This is a genomic window from Streptomyces sp. NPDC051133 (genome assembly GCF_040682635.1).
GTDB lineage: Bacteria > Actinomycetota > Actinomycetes > Streptomycetales > Streptomycetaceae > Streptomyces.
The window spans coordinates 148,629-164,963 of sequence record NZ_JBFBBK010000013.1 but is presented as its reverse complement, the minus strand read 5'-3'; the positions used below and the strand labels follow the sequence as shown (position 1 = coordinate 164,963).

14 protein-coding genes and 1 pseudogene are annotated in these 16,335 nt (G+C 71.3%); all 15 read left to right on the top strand.

What is annotated here, in order from left to right; genetic code table 11:
- Positions 1-220: 220 nt before the first annotated feature.
- The 15 genes and pseudogenes from pgsA (at position 221) to AB0N17_RS16110 (ending at position 16,331) form a co-directional block, all read left to right on the top strand.
- Positions 221-941 (top strand): annotated as a pseudogene (gene pgsA, locus AB0N17_RS16180) (phosphatidylinositol phosphate synthase).
- A complete protein-coding gene (locus AB0N17_RS16175) occupies positions 938-1,846 on the top strand; it encodes a phosphatidylinositol mannoside acyltransferase (protein ID WP_366011949.1) in 909 nt (302 codons plus the stop codon). The pseudogene pgsA and the gene AB0N17_RS16175 overlap by 4 nt, the downstream one beginning before the upstream one ends.
- The gene (locus tag AB0N17_RS16170; RefSeq protein ID WP_366011948.1) at positions 1,843-3,006 is read left to right on the top strand and encodes a glycosyltransferase family 4 protein; all 1,164 of its coding nucleotides are present in this window, start codon (positions 1,843-1,845) and stop codon (positions 3,004-3,006) included. The genes AB0N17_RS16175 and AB0N17_RS16170 overlap by 4 nt, the downstream gene beginning before the upstream one ends.
- Before the next feature lie 800 nt (positions 3,007-3,806).
- The gene (locus tag AB0N17_RS16165; RefSeq protein WP_366011947.1) at positions 3,807-4,349 is read left to right on the top strand and encodes a hypothetical protein; all 543 of its coding nucleotides are present in this window, start codon (positions 3,807-3,809) and stop codon (positions 4,347-4,349) included.
- A 113-nt stretch (positions 4,350-4,462) separates the two neighbouring features.
- The gene (gene pdxS / locus AB0N17_RS16160; protein WP_201840303.1) at positions 4,463-5,368 is read left to right on the top strand and encodes a pyridoxal 5'-phosphate synthase lyase subunit PdxS; all 906 of its coding nucleotides are present in this window, start codon (positions 4,463-4,465) and stop codon (positions 5,366-5,368) included.
- 43 nt (positions 5,369-5,411) lie between these two features.
- Complete coding sequence (gene pdxT, locus AB0N17_RS16155) at positions 5,412-6,017, top strand: pyridoxal 5'-phosphate synthase glutaminase subunit PdxT (RefSeq protein ID WP_366011946.1); 606 nt, start codon at positions 5,412-5,414, stop codon at positions 6,015-6,017.
- Positions 6,018-6,066: 49 nt separating this feature from the next.
- A complete protein-coding gene (locus AB0N17_RS16150; RefSeq protein ID WP_366011945.1) occupies positions 6,067-6,819 on the top strand; it encodes a YebC/PmpR family DNA-binding transcriptional regulator in 753 nt (250 codons plus the stop codon).
- Between the two features lie 163 nt (positions 6,820-6,982).
- Positions 6,983-7,522 carry a crossover junction endodeoxyribonuclease RuvC gene (gene ruvC / locus AB0N17_RS16145; protein WP_366011944.1) on the top strand — a complete coding sequence of 180 codons (540 nt, stop codon included), beginning with the start codon at positions 6,983-6,985 and terminating at the stop codon, positions 7,520-7,522.
- Positions 7,519-8,124: a Holliday junction branch migration protein RuvA gene (gene ruvA, locus AB0N17_RS16140; protein WP_366011943.1), complete on the top strand. Its 606-nt coding sequence runs from the start codon at positions 7,519-7,521 to the stop codon at positions 8,122-8,124. Before ruvC ends, ruvA begins: the two co-directional genes overlap by 4 nt.
- A 26-nt stretch (positions 8,125-8,150) precedes the next feature.
- A complete protein-coding gene (gene ruvB / locus AB0N17_RS16135) occupies positions 8,151-9,221 on the top strand; it encodes a Holliday junction branch migration DNA helicase RuvB (RefSeq protein ID WP_366011942.1) in 1,071 nt (356 codons plus the stop codon).
- A 199-nt stretch (positions 9,222-9,420) separates the two neighbouring features.
- The gene (yajC, locus tag AB0N17_RS16130) at positions 9,421-9,945 is read left to right on the top strand and encodes a preprotein translocase subunit YajC (protein ID WP_366011941.1); all 525 of its coding nucleotides are present in this window, start codon (positions 9,421-9,423) and stop codon (positions 9,943-9,945) included.
- A 142-nt stretch (positions 9,946-10,087) separates the two neighbouring features.
- Positions 10,088-11,875 (top strand): protein translocase subunit SecD, encoded by a 1,788-nt coding sequence (gene secD / locus AB0N17_RS16125; RefSeq protein ID WP_366011940.1) that lies wholly within the window; start codon positions 10,088-10,090, stop codon positions 11,873-11,875.
- A 3-nt stretch (positions 11,876-11,878) separates the two neighbouring features.
- Positions 11,879-12,985, top strand: a complete 1,107-nt coding sequence (gene secF, locus AB0N17_RS16120; RefSeq protein WP_366011939.1) for a protein translocase subunit SecF — start codon at positions 11,879-11,881, stop codon at positions 12,983-12,985.
- The gene (locus AB0N17_RS16115; protein WP_366011938.1) at positions 12,982-13,521 is read left to right on the top strand and encodes an adenine phosphoribosyltransferase; all 540 of its coding nucleotides are present in this window, start codon (positions 12,982-12,984) and stop codon (positions 13,519-13,521) included. The genes secF and AB0N17_RS16115 overlap by 4 nt, the downstream gene beginning before the upstream one ends.
- A 278-nt stretch (positions 13,522-13,799) precedes the next feature.
- Positions 13,800-16,331 (top strand): bifunctional (p)ppGpp synthetase/guanosine-3',5'-bis(diphosphate) 3'-pyrophosphohydrolase, encoded by a 2,532-nt coding sequence (locus tag AB0N17_RS16110; protein WP_366011937.1) that lies wholly within the window; start codon positions 13,800-13,802, stop codon positions 16,329-16,331.
- Positions 16,332-16,335 lie beyond the last annotated feature (4 nt).

Sequence of the window (16,335 nt, the reverse complement as noted above, 5' to 3'; positions counted from 1 at the left end):
GGTGAGGTCACTGTGGGCGCGGACACGCGGGACCCGCGTGACTGGCGGCTCCGGCGACGCCCGCGGTTATTCGAGCTTTCCACTCCCGTCACGCTGCGTCCATACGAACGACGGCCGCACGCCCCGATCGCGTCACGCACGCCCGCCGCGCGGGGGCGCGCACAGGTTCGCGCGCCGGCTGCGGGTGCCCGCCCGTCACGCACACGCGTGCGTGGCTACGATGGGCCAGCCGGTGGCCACCAGGGGCCGCGGCGACACCGACCCTCGGGAAGGCCATGCTGAACAAGTACGCGCGTGCATTCTTCACGCGTGTCCTCACACCGTTCGCCGCGTTTCTCATCCGCCGGGGCGTGAGCCCCGACACGGTCACGCTCATCGGCACGGCCGGTGTGGTCGCGGGAGCGCTGGTCTTCTACCCCCGGGGCGAGTTCTTCTGGGGCACGGTCGTGATCACCCTGTTCGTCTTCTCCGATCTGGTCGACGGCAACATGGCCCGCCAGCTGGGCCGCTCCAGCCGCTGGGGCGCCTTCCTGGACTCCACCCTCGACCGGGTCGCCGACGGCGCCATCTTCGGCGGCTTCGCGCTCTGGTACGCGGGCAACGGGAACGACAACGTCCTGTGCGCCGTCTCGATCTTCTGCCTCGCCAGCGGCCAGGTGGTGTCGTACACCAAGGCGCGCGGCGAGTCGATCGGGCTGCCGGTCGCCGTCAACGGGCTCGTCGAACGCGCCGAGCGGCTGGTGATCTCGCTGGTCGCGGCCGGTTTCGCGGGCCTGCACAAGTTCGGCGTGCCCGGCATCCAGTGGCTGCTGCCGATCGCCCTGTGGATCGTCGCCGTGGGCAGCCTCGTCACCCTGGTCCAGCGCGTCGTCACCGTGCGCCGCGAGTCCGCCGAGGCGGAGGCGGCGGGACGGCAGGGCGCCGGCGAGGTGGCGCAGTGAGCACCGCCGACCGGCTCACCGACGCGCTGTACGGGCTCGGCTGGGGCACCGTCAAGAAGCTCCCGGAACCCGTCGCGGTCCGGCTCGGCCGCACCATCGCCGACCTGACCTGGAAACAGCGCGGCAAGGGTGTCCAGCGCCTCGAGGCCAACTACGCGCGCGTGGTGCCCGGCGCCACGCCCGAGCGCCTCACCGAGTTGTCGCGCGCGGGCATGCGCTCGTACCTGCGCTACTGGATGGAGTCCTTCCGGCTGCCGGCCTGGAGCCGCGAGCGCGTCAGGACGGGCTTCGACCCCAAGGACATCCATTTCCTGACCGACGGGCTGGCCTCCGGCAAGGGCGTGATACTCGCCCTGCCGCACATGGCCAACTACGACCTGGCGGGCGCCTGGGTCACCACCAAACTGGAGACGCCGTTCACGACGGTCGCCGAGCGCCTGAAGCCCGAGACGCTGTACGACCGTTTCGTCGCCTACCGCGAGGGCCTCGGCATGGAGGTCCTGCCGCACAGCGGCGGCTCCGCCTTCGGCACCCTGGCCCGGCGGCTGCGCGACGGCGGCCTGGTATGTCTGGTCGCCGACCGGGACCTGTCCGCCTCCGGCGTCGAGGTCGACTTCTTCGGCGAGAAGACCCGGATGCCCGCGGGCCCCGCGCTGCTCGCCCAGCAGACGGGCGCGCTGCTGCTGCCCGTCACCCTCTGGTACGACGACTCGCCCGTCATGCAGGGCCAGGTGCATCCCGCGATCGAGGTGCCCGCGTCAGGTACCCGGCCCGAGAAGACGTCTGTCATGACACAGGCGCTGGCCGACGCCTTCGCCACCGGGATCGCCGACCATCCGGAGGACTGGCACATGCTCCAGCGGCTGTGGCTCGCCGACCTCGACCCCGCGAAGGGACCCTCGTGAGAATCGGGATCGTCTGCCCGTACTCCTGGGACGTGCCCGGCGGCGTCCAGTTCCACATCCGCGACCTCGCCGAGTACTTCATCCGGCTCGGCCACGAGGTCTCCGTGCTCGCCCCGGCCGACGACGACACCCCGCTGCCGCCGTACGTGGTCTCGGCCGGCCGCGCGGTGCCGGTGCCGTACAACGGCTCGGTGGCCCGCCTGAACTTCGGCTTCCTGTCGGCCGCTCGGGTACGGCGCTGGCTGCACGAGGGCGCCTTCGACGTGGTCCACATCCACGAGCCGACCTCGCCCTCGCTGGGCCTGCTGACCTGCTGGGCGGCCTCCGGTCCGATCGTGGCCACCTTCCACACCTCCAACCCGCGCTCGCGCGCCATGATCGCCGCGTACGCGATCCTCCAGGCGGCCCTGGAGAAGATCAGCGCGCGGATCGCGGTCAGCGAGTACGCCCGCCGCACGCTGGTCGAGCACCTGGGCGGGGACGCCGTGGTCATCCCCAACGGCGTCGACGTGGAGTTCTTCGCCAAGGCCGACCCGAACCCGGAGTGGCAGGGCGACACCATCGGCTTCATCGGCCGGATCGACGAGCCGCGCAAGGGCCTGCCCGTCCTCATGAAGGCCCTCCCGAAGATCCTGGCCGCCCGCCCGCGCACGCGCCTGCTGGTCGCGGGCCGCGGTGACGAGGAGGCTGCCGTCGAGGACCTGCCGAAGGAGCTACGCGCGCGCGTGGAGTTCCTCGGCATGATCAGCGACCAGGACAAGGCCCGCTTCCTGCGCAGCGTCGACCTGTACGTCGCGCCCAACACCGGCGGCGAGAGCTTCGGCATCATCCTGGTCGAGGCGATGTCGGCCGGCGCCCCCGTCCTCGCCTCCGACCTGGACGCCTTCGTGCAGGTGCTGGACCAGGGTGAGGCGGGTGAGGTCTTCGCCAACGAGAACGCGGACGCCCTCGCCGAGGCGGCCGTACGGCTGCTGGCGGACCCGGCCCGCCTGGCCGAGCTGCGCGAGCGCGGGAGCGCCCACGTGCGGCGGTTCGACTGGTCGACGGTGGGCGCGGACATCCTGTCCGTCTACGAGACGGTCACGGCGGGCGCGGCGGCGGTCGCGGCGGACGACCGCACGACGGGCCTCCGCGCCCGCTTCGGCCTGGCCCGCGACTGACCCGGGTCCGGGCCGGACCGCGCGGATGCCGGCAGGAGAGGCTATGTCGGCGCGGGGCTGCTGCTGGGGCGCCGGAGGCAGGGGCAGCGCCGGCGGCGTCCGGACCCCTGCTGCGGCGCCTGTGCGGGGAGGAGCCGGCTGCATCGCAGGGCCGTGACTGACACGGTCAGGGGCTCGGTCGGCGCGGGGCGGCGGCGGGCTGCCGGGGGGCGACGTGAGGCCGGCGGGCGGTGAGACGGGCGGTGCGCGGGCTCGTGTGAGGTCTGCGGGCGGGCCGTGGCGGGAGGGGGCTGCTGCGGCGAGGTGCTGCTGATGGGGCGCCGGAGACAGGGGCAGTGTCGGGGGCGTCCGGGCCTCCTGTGAGGAGGGGGCTCCGTCGGCGCGGGCCGCCGGGGGGCGACGTGAGGCCGGCGGGCGGTGAGACGGGCGGTGCGCGGGCTCGTGTGAGGTCTGCGGGCGGGCCGTGGCGGGAGGGGGCCGCTGATGGGGCGCCGGAAGCGGGCAGCGTCCGGTGTGTCCTTCGGCGCCTGTTGCCGGGCGGGCCGCAGGGCCGTGACTGGCACGGGGCACACCGCGCGGATGCCGGAAGGCGGGGCTCGGTCGGCGCGGGGTTTCTGGTGGGTCACCGGAGGGCCAGCGTCCGGGGCGCTCCTGCGGCGCCTGTTGCGCGGGAGGCCGTTGCGGCGCGGGGCCGTTGCCGAAGTGGCGCGCCCGGGGCTGGAGAAGGGCTGATCCGGCGTCGGGCCGGAGGCCCGGGATCGGCCGGAAGGGGGCTCGGCGGCAGCCGATAGCCTTCGGCCGTGACCGTAACCCTCATCTGGATCCTCGTCGCACTCGTCGCGATCGGCGTCTACCTGAGCTGGACGGCCGGGCGTCTGGACCGGCTGCACGTGCGGATGGACGCCGCCCGGGCCGCGCTCGACGCCCAGCTGCTGCGCCGGGCCTCCGTGGCGCAGGAGCTCGCCACGTCGGGCGTGCTGGACCCCGCCGCCTCGATCGTGCTGTACGAGGCCGCGCACGCGGCCCGGCAGGCCGAGGAGGAGCACCGGGAGGTCGCGGAGAGCGAGCTGAGCCAGGCCCTGCGCGCGGTGTTCGAGGATCCCGCCCAGGTGGAGGCCGTCAGAGAGGCCCCAGGGGGCGAGGAGGCGGCCCGTGAGCTGGCCGAGGCCGTCCGCAGGGTGCCGATGGCCCGCCGCTTCCACAACGACGCCGTGGGCGCCGCCCGCAGGCTCCGGGAGCACCGCAAGGTCCGCTGGTTCCGGCTGGCCGGCCACGCCCCCTTCCCGCTGGCCTTCGAGATGGACGACGAGCCGCCCACGGCCCTGGTGGAGAGGGCCGCCTGAACCTCAGGTGACCGAAAAGGATCCACCGGCTTGCCATTGGCCCTTGCTGTGGCCTGGTCCATTCGCGTTTCCTCGACGGTGCACAAACTCTCTTTCACTCAGTGAGGTCACCCGTGTCCACCATCGAGAACCAGGCTCCCGAGACCGGCACCGCCCGTGTGAAGCGCGGCATGGCCGAGCAGCTCAAGGGCGGCGTGATCATGGACGTCGTCACGCCGGAGCAGGCGAAGATCGCCGAGGACGCGGGCGCCGTCGCCGTCATGGCCCTCGAGCGGGTCCCGGCCGACATCCGCAAGGACGGCGGCGTGGCCCGTATGTCAGACCCGGACATGATCGAGGGCATCATCGACGCCGTCTCGATCCCGGTCATGGCCAAGTCCCGCATCGGCCACTTCGTCGAGGCCCAGGTCCTGCAGTCCCTCGGCGTGGACTACATCGACGAGTCCGAGGTCCTCACCCCCGCGGACGAGGTCAACCACTCCGACAAGTGGTCCTTCACCACCCCCTTCGTGTGTGGTGCCACCAACCTGGGCGAGGCCCTGCGCCGCATCGCCGAGGGCGCCGCGATGATCCGCTCCAAGGGCGAGGCCGGCACCGGCAACGTCGTGGAGGCCGTCCGCCACCTGCGCCAGATCAAGAACGAGATCGCCAAGCTGCGCGGCTTCGACAACCACGAGCTGTACGCCGCCGCCAAGGAGCTGCGCGCCCCGTACGAGCTGGTCAAGGAGGTCGCCGAGCTGGGCAAGCTCCCGGTGGTCCTCTTCTCCGCCGGTGGCGTCGCCACCCCGGCCGACGCGGCCCTGATGCGTCAGCTCGGCGCCGAGGGCGTGTTCGTCGGCTCCGGCATCTTCAAGTCCGGCGACCCGGCCAAGCGCGCCGCCGCCATCGTGAAGGCCACCACCTTCTACGACGACCCGAAGATCATCGCGGACGCGTCCCGCAACCTCGGCGAGGCCATGGTCGGCATCAACTGCGACACCCTCCCCGAGACCGAGCGCTACGCCAACCGCGGCTGGTAAGCACACGGGTACGGATCTTCACGGACCTCAGGTACTGAATCCCATGAACACTCCTGTCATAGGCGTCCTGGCCCTCCAGGGCGACGTACGGGAGCACCTCATCGCCCTGGCCGCGGCGGACGCCGTGGCCAGGCCGGTGCGGCGCCCCGAGGAACTCGCCGAGGTCGACGGCCTCGTCCTGCCCGGCGGCGAGTCCACCACCATCTCCAAGCTGGCCGTCCTGTTCGGCGTGATGGAGCCCCTCCGCGCGCGCGTGCGGGCCGGCCTGCCCGTCTACGGCACCTGCGCGGGCATGATCATGCTCGCCGACAAGATCCTCGACCCGCGCTCGGGTCAAGAGACGATCGGCGGCATCGACATGATCGTGCGCCGTAACGCCTTCGGCCGCCAGAACGAGTCGTTCGAGGCCGCGGTCGACGTGACGGGCGTACCGGGCGATCCTGTGGAGGGCGTCTTCATCCGCGCCCCCTGGGTGGAGTCCGTGGGCGCCGGGGCCGAGGTGCTCGCCGAGCACGACGGCCACATCGTCGCGGTCCGCCAGGGCAACGCGCTCGCCACGTCGTTCCACCCGGAACTGACCGGCGACCACCGCGTGCACTCCCTCTTCGTGGACATGGTGCGCGCCAACCGGACACCGGAGTCCTTGTAGGATCTCTGGAGTTCGTTGCAGAGATGGGTTACGCGAAGGAGACAGGCAGATGTCCGGCCACTCTAAATGGGCCACGACGAAGCACAAGAAGGCCGTGATCGACGCCAAGCGCGGCAAGCTCTTCGCGAAGCTGATCAAGAACATCGAGGTCGCTGCGCGCATGGGCGGTGTCGACCTCGACGGCAACCCGACGCTCTACGACGCTGTCCAGAAGGCCAAGAAGCAGTCGGTCCCGAACAAGAACATCGACTCCGCCATCAAGCGCGGTGGCGGTCTCGAGGCCGGTGGCGCCGACTACGAGACGATCATGTACGAGGGTTACGGCCCGAACGGTGTCGCCGTGCTCATCGAGTGCCTCACCGACAACCGCAACCGCGCCGCCTCCGACGTCCGCGTCGCCATGACCCGCAACGGCGGCAACATGGCCGACCCCGGCTCCGTGTCGTACATGTTCAGCCGCAAGGGCGTCGTCATCGTCCCCAAGGGCGAGCTGACCGAGGACGACGTCCTCGGCGCCGTCCTGGACGCCGGCGCCGAGGAGGTCAACGACCTCGGCGAGACCTTCGAGGTCATCAGCGAGGCCACCGACCTGGTGGCGGTCCGCACCGCGCTCCAGGCGGCAGGCGTCGACTACGACTCCGCCGAGTCCAGCTTCGTGCCGTCCGTCCAGGTCGAACTGGACGAGGAGGGCGCCAAGAAGATCTTCAAGCTGATCGACGCGCTCGAGGACAGCGACGACGTGCAGAACGTCTTCGCCAACTTCGACGTGAGCGACGAGATCATGGAGAAGGTCGACGCGTAACGCGCACGGCTGGCTGGCCGGGCCGACGGGACAACCCCGTCGGCCCGTCGCGTTGTCGGGCGCCGGTACGGGGCGCCGGTTCGGGGCGCCGGTACGAGGCGTTGTCAGTGGCACCCGATAGCCTGCGGAAACAGGCGAGCGAGCCGTCGATGGGAGGGGCACGGTGCGGGTACTGGGGGTGGACCCGGGTCTGACCCGGTGTGGTGTCGGTGTCGTCGAGGGGGTCGCGGGGCGCCCGCTGACCATGCTCGGCGTGGGGGTCGTCCGCACACCCGTGGACGCCGACCTCAGCCACCGCCTGCTCGCCGTCGAGCAGGGACTGGAGGAGTGGCTGGACGAGCACCGGCCCGAGTTCGTCGCCGTCGAGCGCGTCTTCAGCCAGCACAACGTGCGCACGGTGATGGGCACCGCCCAGGCCAGCGCCGTCGCGATGCTGTGTGCCGCCCGGCGCGGGATCCCCGTCGCGCTGCACACCCCCAGCGAGGTCAAGGCCGCCGTCACCGGCAGCGGCCGGGCCGACAAGGCCCAGGTCGGGGCCATGGTCACCCGGCTGCTCCGGCTCGCGGCACCGCCCAAGCCGGCCGACGCCGCCGACGCCCTCGCGCTCGCCATCTGCCACATCTGGCGCGCTCCCGCCCAGAACCGGCTCCAGCAGGCCGTCGCCCGGCAGGCGGGCCACGCAACGAAAGGACGAACGGCATGATCGCCTTCGTCAGCGGCACGGTCGCCGCGCTCGCCCCGGACGCCGCGGTCGTCGAGGTCGGCGGCGTCGGCATGGCCGTCCAGTGCACGCCGAACACCCTGTCGACGCTCCGCCTGGGCCAGGCCGCCAAGCTGCACACGTCCCTCGTTGTCCGCGAGGACTCCCTCACCCTGTACGGCTTCGCCGACGACGACGAACGCCAGGTCTTCGAGCTGCTGCAGACCGCGAGCGGCGTCGGCCCGCGCCTCGCCCAGGCCATGCTCGCCGTGCACACCCCGGACGTGCTGCGCCGCGCCGTCGCCACCGGTGACGAGAAGGCACTCACGGCCGTGCCCGGCATCGGCAAGAAGGGCGCCCAGAAACTGCTGCTGGAGCTGAAGGACCGCCTCGGCGAGCCCGTCGGCGCCCCCGCGATCGGCGCGCCCGTCACCCAGGGCTGGCGCGACCAGCTGCACGCGGCCCTGATCGGCCTCGGCTACGCCACCCGGGAGGCCGACGAGGCCGTCGCCGCCGTGGCCCCGCAGGCCGAGGAGGCGGGCGGCACCCCGCAGGTCGGGCAGCTGCTCAAGGCCGCCCTGCAGACCCTGAACCGCGCCCGCTGACCCCACCACGATCGAGGCACACGCATATGAACTGGGACGACACGACGGACACTCCCGGCGCGGAGCGGCTGGTGGGCTCTGTCGCCGACAGGGAGGACCAGGCCGTCGAGGCCGCCCTGCGCCCCAAGGACCTCGGCGAGTTCATCGGCCAGGAGAAGGTCCGCGAACAGCTCGACCTGGTCCTGCGGGCCGCCCGCGCGCGCGGAGCCACCGCCGACCACGTGCTGCTCTCCGGCGCGCCCGGTCTCGGCAAGACGACCCTGTCGATGATCATCGCGGCCGAGATGGGCGCCCCCATCCGCATCACCTCCGGCCCCGCCATCCAGCACGCCGGCGACCTCGCCGCGATCCTCTCCTCCCTCCAGGAGGGCGAGGTCCTCTTCCTCGACGAGATCCACCGCATGTCCCGGCCCGCCGAGGAGATGCTGTACATGGCGATGGAGGACTTCCGCGTCGACGTCATCGTCGGCAAGGGCCCCGGCGCCACCGCGATCCCCCTGGAACTGCCGCCCTTCACCCTCGTCGGCGCCACCACGCGCGCGGGGCTGCTGCCGCCCCCGCTGCGCGACCGCTTCGGCTTCACCGCGCACATGGAGTTCTACGAGCCGCACGAGCTGGAGCGGGTCGTACACCGTTCGGCGAACCTGCTGGACGTCGAGATCGATCCGGACGGCGCCGCCGAGATCGCCGGCCGCTCCCGCGGCACGCCCCGCATCGCCAACCGCCTGCTGCGCCGCGTCCGCGACTACGCCCAGGTCAAGGCGGACGGCCTGATCACCCGCGAGATCGCCGCGGCGGCCCTCGCCGTCTACGAGGTCGACGCGCGCGGCCTCGACCGCCTCGACCGCGCCGTCCTGCAGGCCCTGCTGAAACTCTTCGGCGGCGGCCCGGTCGGCCTGTCCACGCTCGCCGTCGCGGTGGGGGAGGAGCGGGAGACCGTCGAGGAGGTCGCCGAACCCTTCCTCGTCCGGGAGGGACTGCTCGCCCGCACCCCGCGCGGCCGGGTCGCCACGCCCGCCGCCTGGGCGCACCTCGGCCTGACCCCGCCCCGCTCGGCGACCGGGACGAACGGACAGCAGGACCTGTTCGGGACGTGAGGGCGGCGGGACGGCGTCCGCACGGCATGCCGACGGCGAGGGATTGGCCGGGCCAGGAACCCAGGTGCCATGCTGAGCGTTGTTCCATGCACGCGGACTCGCTTAGACTCCGCCGATGCCGCCTTTACCGGCGGCGCCCACCACACCCCCATCCCATAGGCCGCTCTCCGTCGCGGTCGCGCGAAGGAAATTCCGTCCCGTGAATGCCTTTACCCTTCTCCCCTTCATCGTGCTCATCGCGGCCATGTTCCTGATGACGCGCTCGGCCAAGAAGAAGCAGCAGCAGGCTGCCAACATGCGGAACGAGATGCAGCCCGGCTCCGGTGTCCGCACGATCGGGGGGATGTACGCGACGGTCAAGGAGGTCAACGAGGACACGGTCCTCCTCGACGCCGGCCCCGGCGTCGACCTCCTCTTCGCCAAGAACGCGATCGGCGCCGTCCTCACCGACGACGAGTACAACCGCATCGTCCACGGCATCGAGCACGACCTGAAGTCCGACGCGACCGTCGTCCCGGACGACGCCTCCTCCCTCACCGAGACCGACGAGACGGACGCGCCCGCTGCCGCCGCCTCCGACGAGAAGGCCGTCGACCTCGGCAAGAAGGACGCCGAGGAGCGGGGGGACGACGCGATCCAGGCCGCCGAGGACAAGGCGACCGCCGCCGAGGCCAAGGCGGAGGACGAGCCGAAGAAGACCGACGGCGACTCCGACGCGAAGTAGTCACGCCCCGGCGGTGCGCGAAGCGGCATAATCACGCCCCGCGCACCCCGGGCGCGTCTGTTTCCCGAACGGGAACCCGACACCATGTGATGGCCGACCGCGCCGACCGGGCGCGGGGCGGCCCGAGAGGGAGTACGAGAAGGTGGCAGCACCTAAGAAGGGCCGGAGCGCGAGCGCCCAGAGCAAACCAGGGCGCTCGCTGGCCCTCATCCTGATCGCCATCGTGGCGCTGACCGGAGGGATGTTCGCCTCCGGGCACAAGACTCCGCGTCTCGGCATCGACCTCGCCGGTGGCACGAGCATCACGCTCAAGGCGAAGGCCGACCAGGGGTCCGCGATCAACAAGGCCAACATGGACACCGCGGTCGACATCATGAACCGCCGTGTCAACGGCCTGGGTGTCTCCGAGGCGGAGGTGCAGACCCAGGGGAACGACAACATCATCGTCAACATCCCCAAGGGCACCAACTCCAAGGAGGCCCAGCAGCAGGTCGGCACCACCGCCAAGCTGTACTTCCGCCCGGTCCTGGCGGCCGCGCCGAGCGGCGCCGCCGCGCAGAGCCCCTCGCCGAGCGCCTCCCCCAGCGGCAGCTCCTCGCCGAACCCGAGCGCGAGCCCCTCCACCAGCGCCTCCTCGAACCAGAAGGCGTCCTCGCCCTCCTCCGGCTCCCCCTCGGCCTCGGCCACCTCCCAGGGCCGCCCCGTCACCGACGCGCTGAAGGCCGGCTCCACCCCCTCGCCGAGCGGCTCCGCGTCCGGCGGCACCAAGCCGTCGCCCACCCCCTCGGCCTCGTCCGGCAGCAGCGCGGCCGCGTCCAAGCTCCAGGCCCAGTACACCGCCCTGGACTGCACCAAGCCCGCCGAGCGCGCCAAGGCCGGCAACGGCGCCAAGCCCGGTGACACCATCGTGGCCTGCGGCCAGATCGGCAAGGCCTGGTACAAGTACGTGCTCGGCCCGGCCGGCGTCGACGGCACCGAGGTGAAGAAGGCGCAGGCCGTCTTCGACACCCAGGGTGCCGCCGGCTGGCAGGTGCAGATGACCTTCACCGGCAGCGGCGCCAAGAAGTTCGCGGACGTCACGGGCACGCTGGCCCAGAAGCAGGAGCCGCAGAACGAGTTCGGCATCGTCCTCGACGGCGAGGTCGTCTCCAGCCCCCGCGTGGACCAGGCCATCACCGGCGGCCAGGCGGAGATCTCCGGCAGCTTCACCCAGCAGGAGGCCCAGAGCCTCGCGAACATGCTGTCGTACGGCGCCCTGCCGCTCTCCTTCCAGGAGCAGTCCGTCACCACCGTCACCGCCGCGCTCGGCGGCGACCAGCTGCACGCCGGTCTGCTGGCCGGCGCGATCGGCCTCGCCCTGGTCGTGATCTACCTGGTGGTCTACTACCGCGGCCTGTCGATCGTGGCCATGGCCTCGCTGCTGGTCTCCGCGATCCTCACCTACCTGATCATGACGCTGCTCGGTCCGGCCATCCACTTCGCGCTGAACCTGCCGGCCGTCTGCGGTGCCATCGTCGCCATCGGTATCACCGCGGACTCGTTCATCGTGTACTTCGAACGCATCCGGGACGAGATCCGTGAGGGCCGTACGCTGCGCCCCGCCGTCGAGCGGGCCTGGCCGCGCGCCCGGCGCACCATCCTGGTCTCGGACTTCGTGTCGTTCCTCGCCGCCGCCGTCCTGTTCATCGTGACCGTCGGCAAGGTGCAGGGCTTCGCGTTCACGCTCGGTCTGACCACCGTGCTCGACGTCGTCGTCGTCTTCTTCTTCACCAAGCCGCTGATGACGCTGCTCGCCCGCCGCAAGTTCTTCGCGAACGGCCACAAGTGGTCCGGTCTCGACCCGAAGAGCCTGGGTGCCAAGCCGCCGCTGCGCCGCACCCGCCGTCCCGCCGGCCCCGTCTCCGGCCCTGCCGACCCGAAGGAGGCGTGAGCGATGTCGAAACTCGGCAACCTCGGCGCTCGACTGCACCGCGGCGAGATCGCGTACGACTTCGTCGGCAAGCGCAAGATCTGGTACGGCGTCTCCATCCTGATCACCATCACGGCCATCGTCGGCCTGGCGGTGCGCGGCCTGAACATGGGCATCGAGTTCAAGGGCGGCGCGGTCTTCACCACGCCGACCAAGATGAGCGCCTCGGTGTCCCAGGCGGAGACCTACGCCAAGGACGCCTCCGGTCATGACGCGATCGTGCAGAAGCTGGGCAACGGCAGCCTGCGCATCCAGATCGCGGGCATCGACACCGGCAAGTCCGACCAGATCAAGCAGACCCTGGCCAAGGACCTGAAGCTCAACCCGGAGAACCTCGCCGCCGACCTGGTCGGCCCGAGCTGGGGCCAGCAGATCGCCAACAAGGCCTGGGAGGGCCTCGGCATCTTCATGGTCCTCGTCGTGATCTACCTGGCGATCGCCTTCGAGTGGCGCATGGCCGTCGCCGCGCTGGTCGCGCTGATCCACGACATCACCATCACGACCGGTATCTACGCCCTGGTCGGCTTCGAGGTCACGCCGGGTACGGTCATCGGTCTGCTGACGATCCTCGGTTACTCGCTCTACGACACGGTCGTCGTCTTCGACAGCCTCAAGGAGCAGACCAAGGACATCACCAAGCAGACCCGCTTCACCTACAGCGACATCGCCAACCGGTCGATCAACGGCACCCTGGTCCGCTCGATCAACACCACGGTCGTCGCCCTGCTGCCGGTGGCCGGTCTGCTGTTCATCGGCGGTGGCTTCCTCGGCGCCGGCACGCTGAACGACATCTCGCTGTCGCTGTTCGTCGGCCTCGCGGCCGGTGCGTACTCGTCGATCTTCATCGCCACCCCGCTCGTCGCCGACCTCAAGGAGCGCGAGCCGGCGATGAAGGCCCTCACCAAGCGGGTCCTGGCCAAGCGCGCCCAGGCCGCCGACGAGGGAGACCTCGTGGCGGACCGCGCCCCCGCCGACGACTCGGACGACGCGGCGCCCGCCGTCGTGGGCCCGCGCAACCAGTCCGCGCCCCGCAGCCGGGGCCGCGGCCGACCCTCGGGGAAGCGCCGATGACCGGCATCAGGGAACTGCTGCTCAGCCGTATCCGGGACGTCGCGGACTACCCGGAGCCGGGCGTGATGTTCAAGGACATCACCCCGCTCCTGGCGGACCCGGCGGCCTTCACCGCCCTCACGGACGCGCTGGCCGAGATCGCCGCGAACACCGGTGCGACCAAGGTCGTCGGCCTGGAGGCGCGGGGCTTCATCCTCGGCGCCCCGGTGGCCGTCCGCGCCGGCCTGGGCTTCATCCCGGTCCGCAAGGCGGGCAAGCTGCCCGGAGCGACCCTGCGCCAGGCCTACGACCTGGAGTACGGCTCGGCGGAGATCGAGGTGCACGCGGAGGACCTGACCTCCGGTGACCGCGTCCTGATCGTGGACGACGTCCTGGCGACCGGTGGCACCGCCGAGGCGGCGATCCACCTCATCCAGCGCGCCGGTGCCGAGGTCTCGGGTCTGGCGGTGCTGATGGAGCTGGGCTTCCTGGGCGGCCGCGCCCGCCTGGAGCCCGCGCTCGACGGGGCGCAGCTGGAGGCGCTGCTCCAGGTCTGAGCGGGCGGTCCCGCACAAGCGGCCTCCGGCGACGCCGGAGGCCGCTTCGTGTTTCCCGCCCGGCGGCCACCGACGGCGAGCACGAGGACGCCGCAGCCGCCGCCGAGGTCACGCGCAGGACACCCCGGCGCCACCTCCCGGAATCCCGCGGAGCCCCCACGCGTTCCATGGGTACACGGTCCTCACAACGGCCTGAAGGCGATGACCAGCCGCAGGATCGCTACCATGGGGTCTCCGGAGCCTGACCGGGGGACCCGGATCGCGCACGAGGAGCCCTCTTGCCAGACGAGGCCCAGCACCTGACCGCCGCCAAGCCCGAGTCCGCCTCGGCCGCAGCGGCGAAGCCCGCGCCGAACGTGTCCGACGCGAAGAACGACACACGCGGCGCGATCGAGCACGCCCAGTCCGCGCCCGTCGAGAAGGCTGCTGAGGCCACGCGTCCCAAGCCGGCCCCGCCCGAGCGCCCGGCACAGCCCCCCGTGGTGCGCCAGCCCGCCCAAGCCCCCCGCAGCGGCTCCTCCAACCGCGTCCGCGCCCGCCTCGCCCGCCTCGGCGTGCAGCGTGCGAACCCGTACAACCCGGTCCTGGAGCCCCTGCTGCGCATAGTCCGCAGCAACGACCCCAAGATCGAGAACTCCACGCTCCGCCAGATCGAGCGCGCCTACCAGGTCGCCGAGCGCTGGCACCGCGGCCAGAAGCGCAAGAGCGGCGACCCGTACATCACGCATCCGCTCGCCGTCACCACCATCCTCGCCGAGCTGGGCATGGACCCGGCGACCCTGATGGCGGGCCTGCTGCACGACACCGTCGAGGACACCGAGTACGGCCTCGACCAGCTGCGCCGCGACTTCGGCGACACCGTCGCCCTGCTCGTGGACGGCGTCACCAAGCTGGACAAGGTCAAGTTCGGCGAGGCCGCGCAGGCCGAGACCGTGCGCAAGATGGTCGTCGCGATGGCCAAGGACCCGCGCGTCCTGGTCATCAAGCTCGCCGACCGCCTGCACAACATGCGCACCATGCGCTACCTCAAGCGCGAGAAGCAGGAGAAGAAGGCGCGCGAGACCCTGGAGATCTACGCGCCGCTCGCCCACCGCCTGGGCATGAACACCATCAAGTGGGAGCTGGAGGACCTCGCGTTCGCGATCCTCTACCCCAAGATGTACGACGAGATCGTGCGCCTGGTGGCCGAGCGGGCGCCCAAGCGCGACGAGTACCTCGCCATAGTGACCGACGAGGTCCAGGCCGACCTGCGCGCCGCCCGCATCAAGGCGACCGTGACCGGCCGCCCGAAGCACTACTACAGCGTCTACCAGAAGATGATCGTGCGGGGCCGCGACTTCGCCGAGATCTACGACCTGGTGGGCATCCGTGTCCTCGTCGACACGGTCCGCGACTGCTACGCCGCCCTCGGCACGGTGCACGCGCGATGGAACCCGGTCCCCGGCCGGTTCAAGGACTACATCGCGATGCCCAAGTTCAACATGTACCAGTCGCTGCACACGACGGTCATCGGGCCCAACGGCAAGCCGGTCGAGCTGCAGATCCGCACCTTCGACATGCACCGCCGCGCCGAGTACGGCATCGCCGCGCACTGGAAGTACAAGCAGGAGGCCGTCGCGGGCGCCTCCAAGATCCGTACCGACGTGCCCAAGGCCGGCAAGAAGGACGACCACCTCAACGACATGGCCTGGCTGCGGCAGTTGCTGGACTGGCAGAAGGAGACGGAGGACCCGGGCGAGTTCCTGGAGTCCCTGCGCTTCGACCTGTCCCGCAACGAGGTGTTCGTCTTCACCCCCAAGGGCGACGTCATCGCGCTGCCCGCGGGAGCCACTCCTGTCGACTTCGCGTACGCCGTCCACACCGAGGTCGGCCACCGCACCATAGGAGCACGGGTCAACGGCAGGCTCGTACCGCTCGAATCCACCCTGGACAACGGCGACTTGGTGGAGGTCTTCACCTCCAAGGCGCCCGGCGCCGGACCGTCCCGCGACTGGCTCGGCTTCGTCAAGTCGCCGCGGGCGCGCAACAAGATCCGGGCCTGGTTCTCCAAGGAGCGCCGCGACGAGGCGATCGAGCACGGCAAGGACGCCATCGTCCGCGCCATGCGCAAGCAGAACCTGCCGATCCAGCGCATCCTCACCGGCGACTCGCTCGTCACGCTCGCGCACGAGATGCGCTACTCGGACATCTCCGCGCTGTACGCGGCGATCGGCGAGGGCCATGTCTCCGCGCCGAACATCGTGCAGAAGCTGGTCCAGGCGCTCGGCGGCGAGGAGGCGGCCACCGAGGAGATCGACGAGAGCGTCCCGCCGTCGCGCGGCCGGAGCCGCAAGCGCCGCTCCAGCGCCGACCCGGGCGTCGTCGTCAAGGGCGTCGACGACGTGTGGGTCAAGCTGGCCCGTTGCTGCACGCCGGTACCGGGCGACCCGATCATCGGCTTCGTCACGCGCGGCAGCGGCGTATCGGTTCACCGCAGCGACTGCGTCAACGTCGAGTCGCTGTCCCGTGAGCCCGAGCGCATCCTCGACGTCGAGTGGGCGCCCACCCAGTCCTCGGTCTTCCTGGTCGCCATCCAGGTCGAGGCGCTGGACCGCTCCCGCCTGCTGTCGGACGTCACGCGAGTCCTGTCCGACCAGCACGTCAACATCCTGTCGGCGGCCGTCCAGACCTCCCGCGACCGTGTGGCCACCTCCCGGTTCACCTTCGAGATGGGCGACCCCAAGCACCTCGGCCACGTCCTGAAGGCCGTACGGGGCGTGGAGGGCGTGTACGACGTCTACCGCGTGACGTCGGGACGCACCCGCTCGTAGGTCC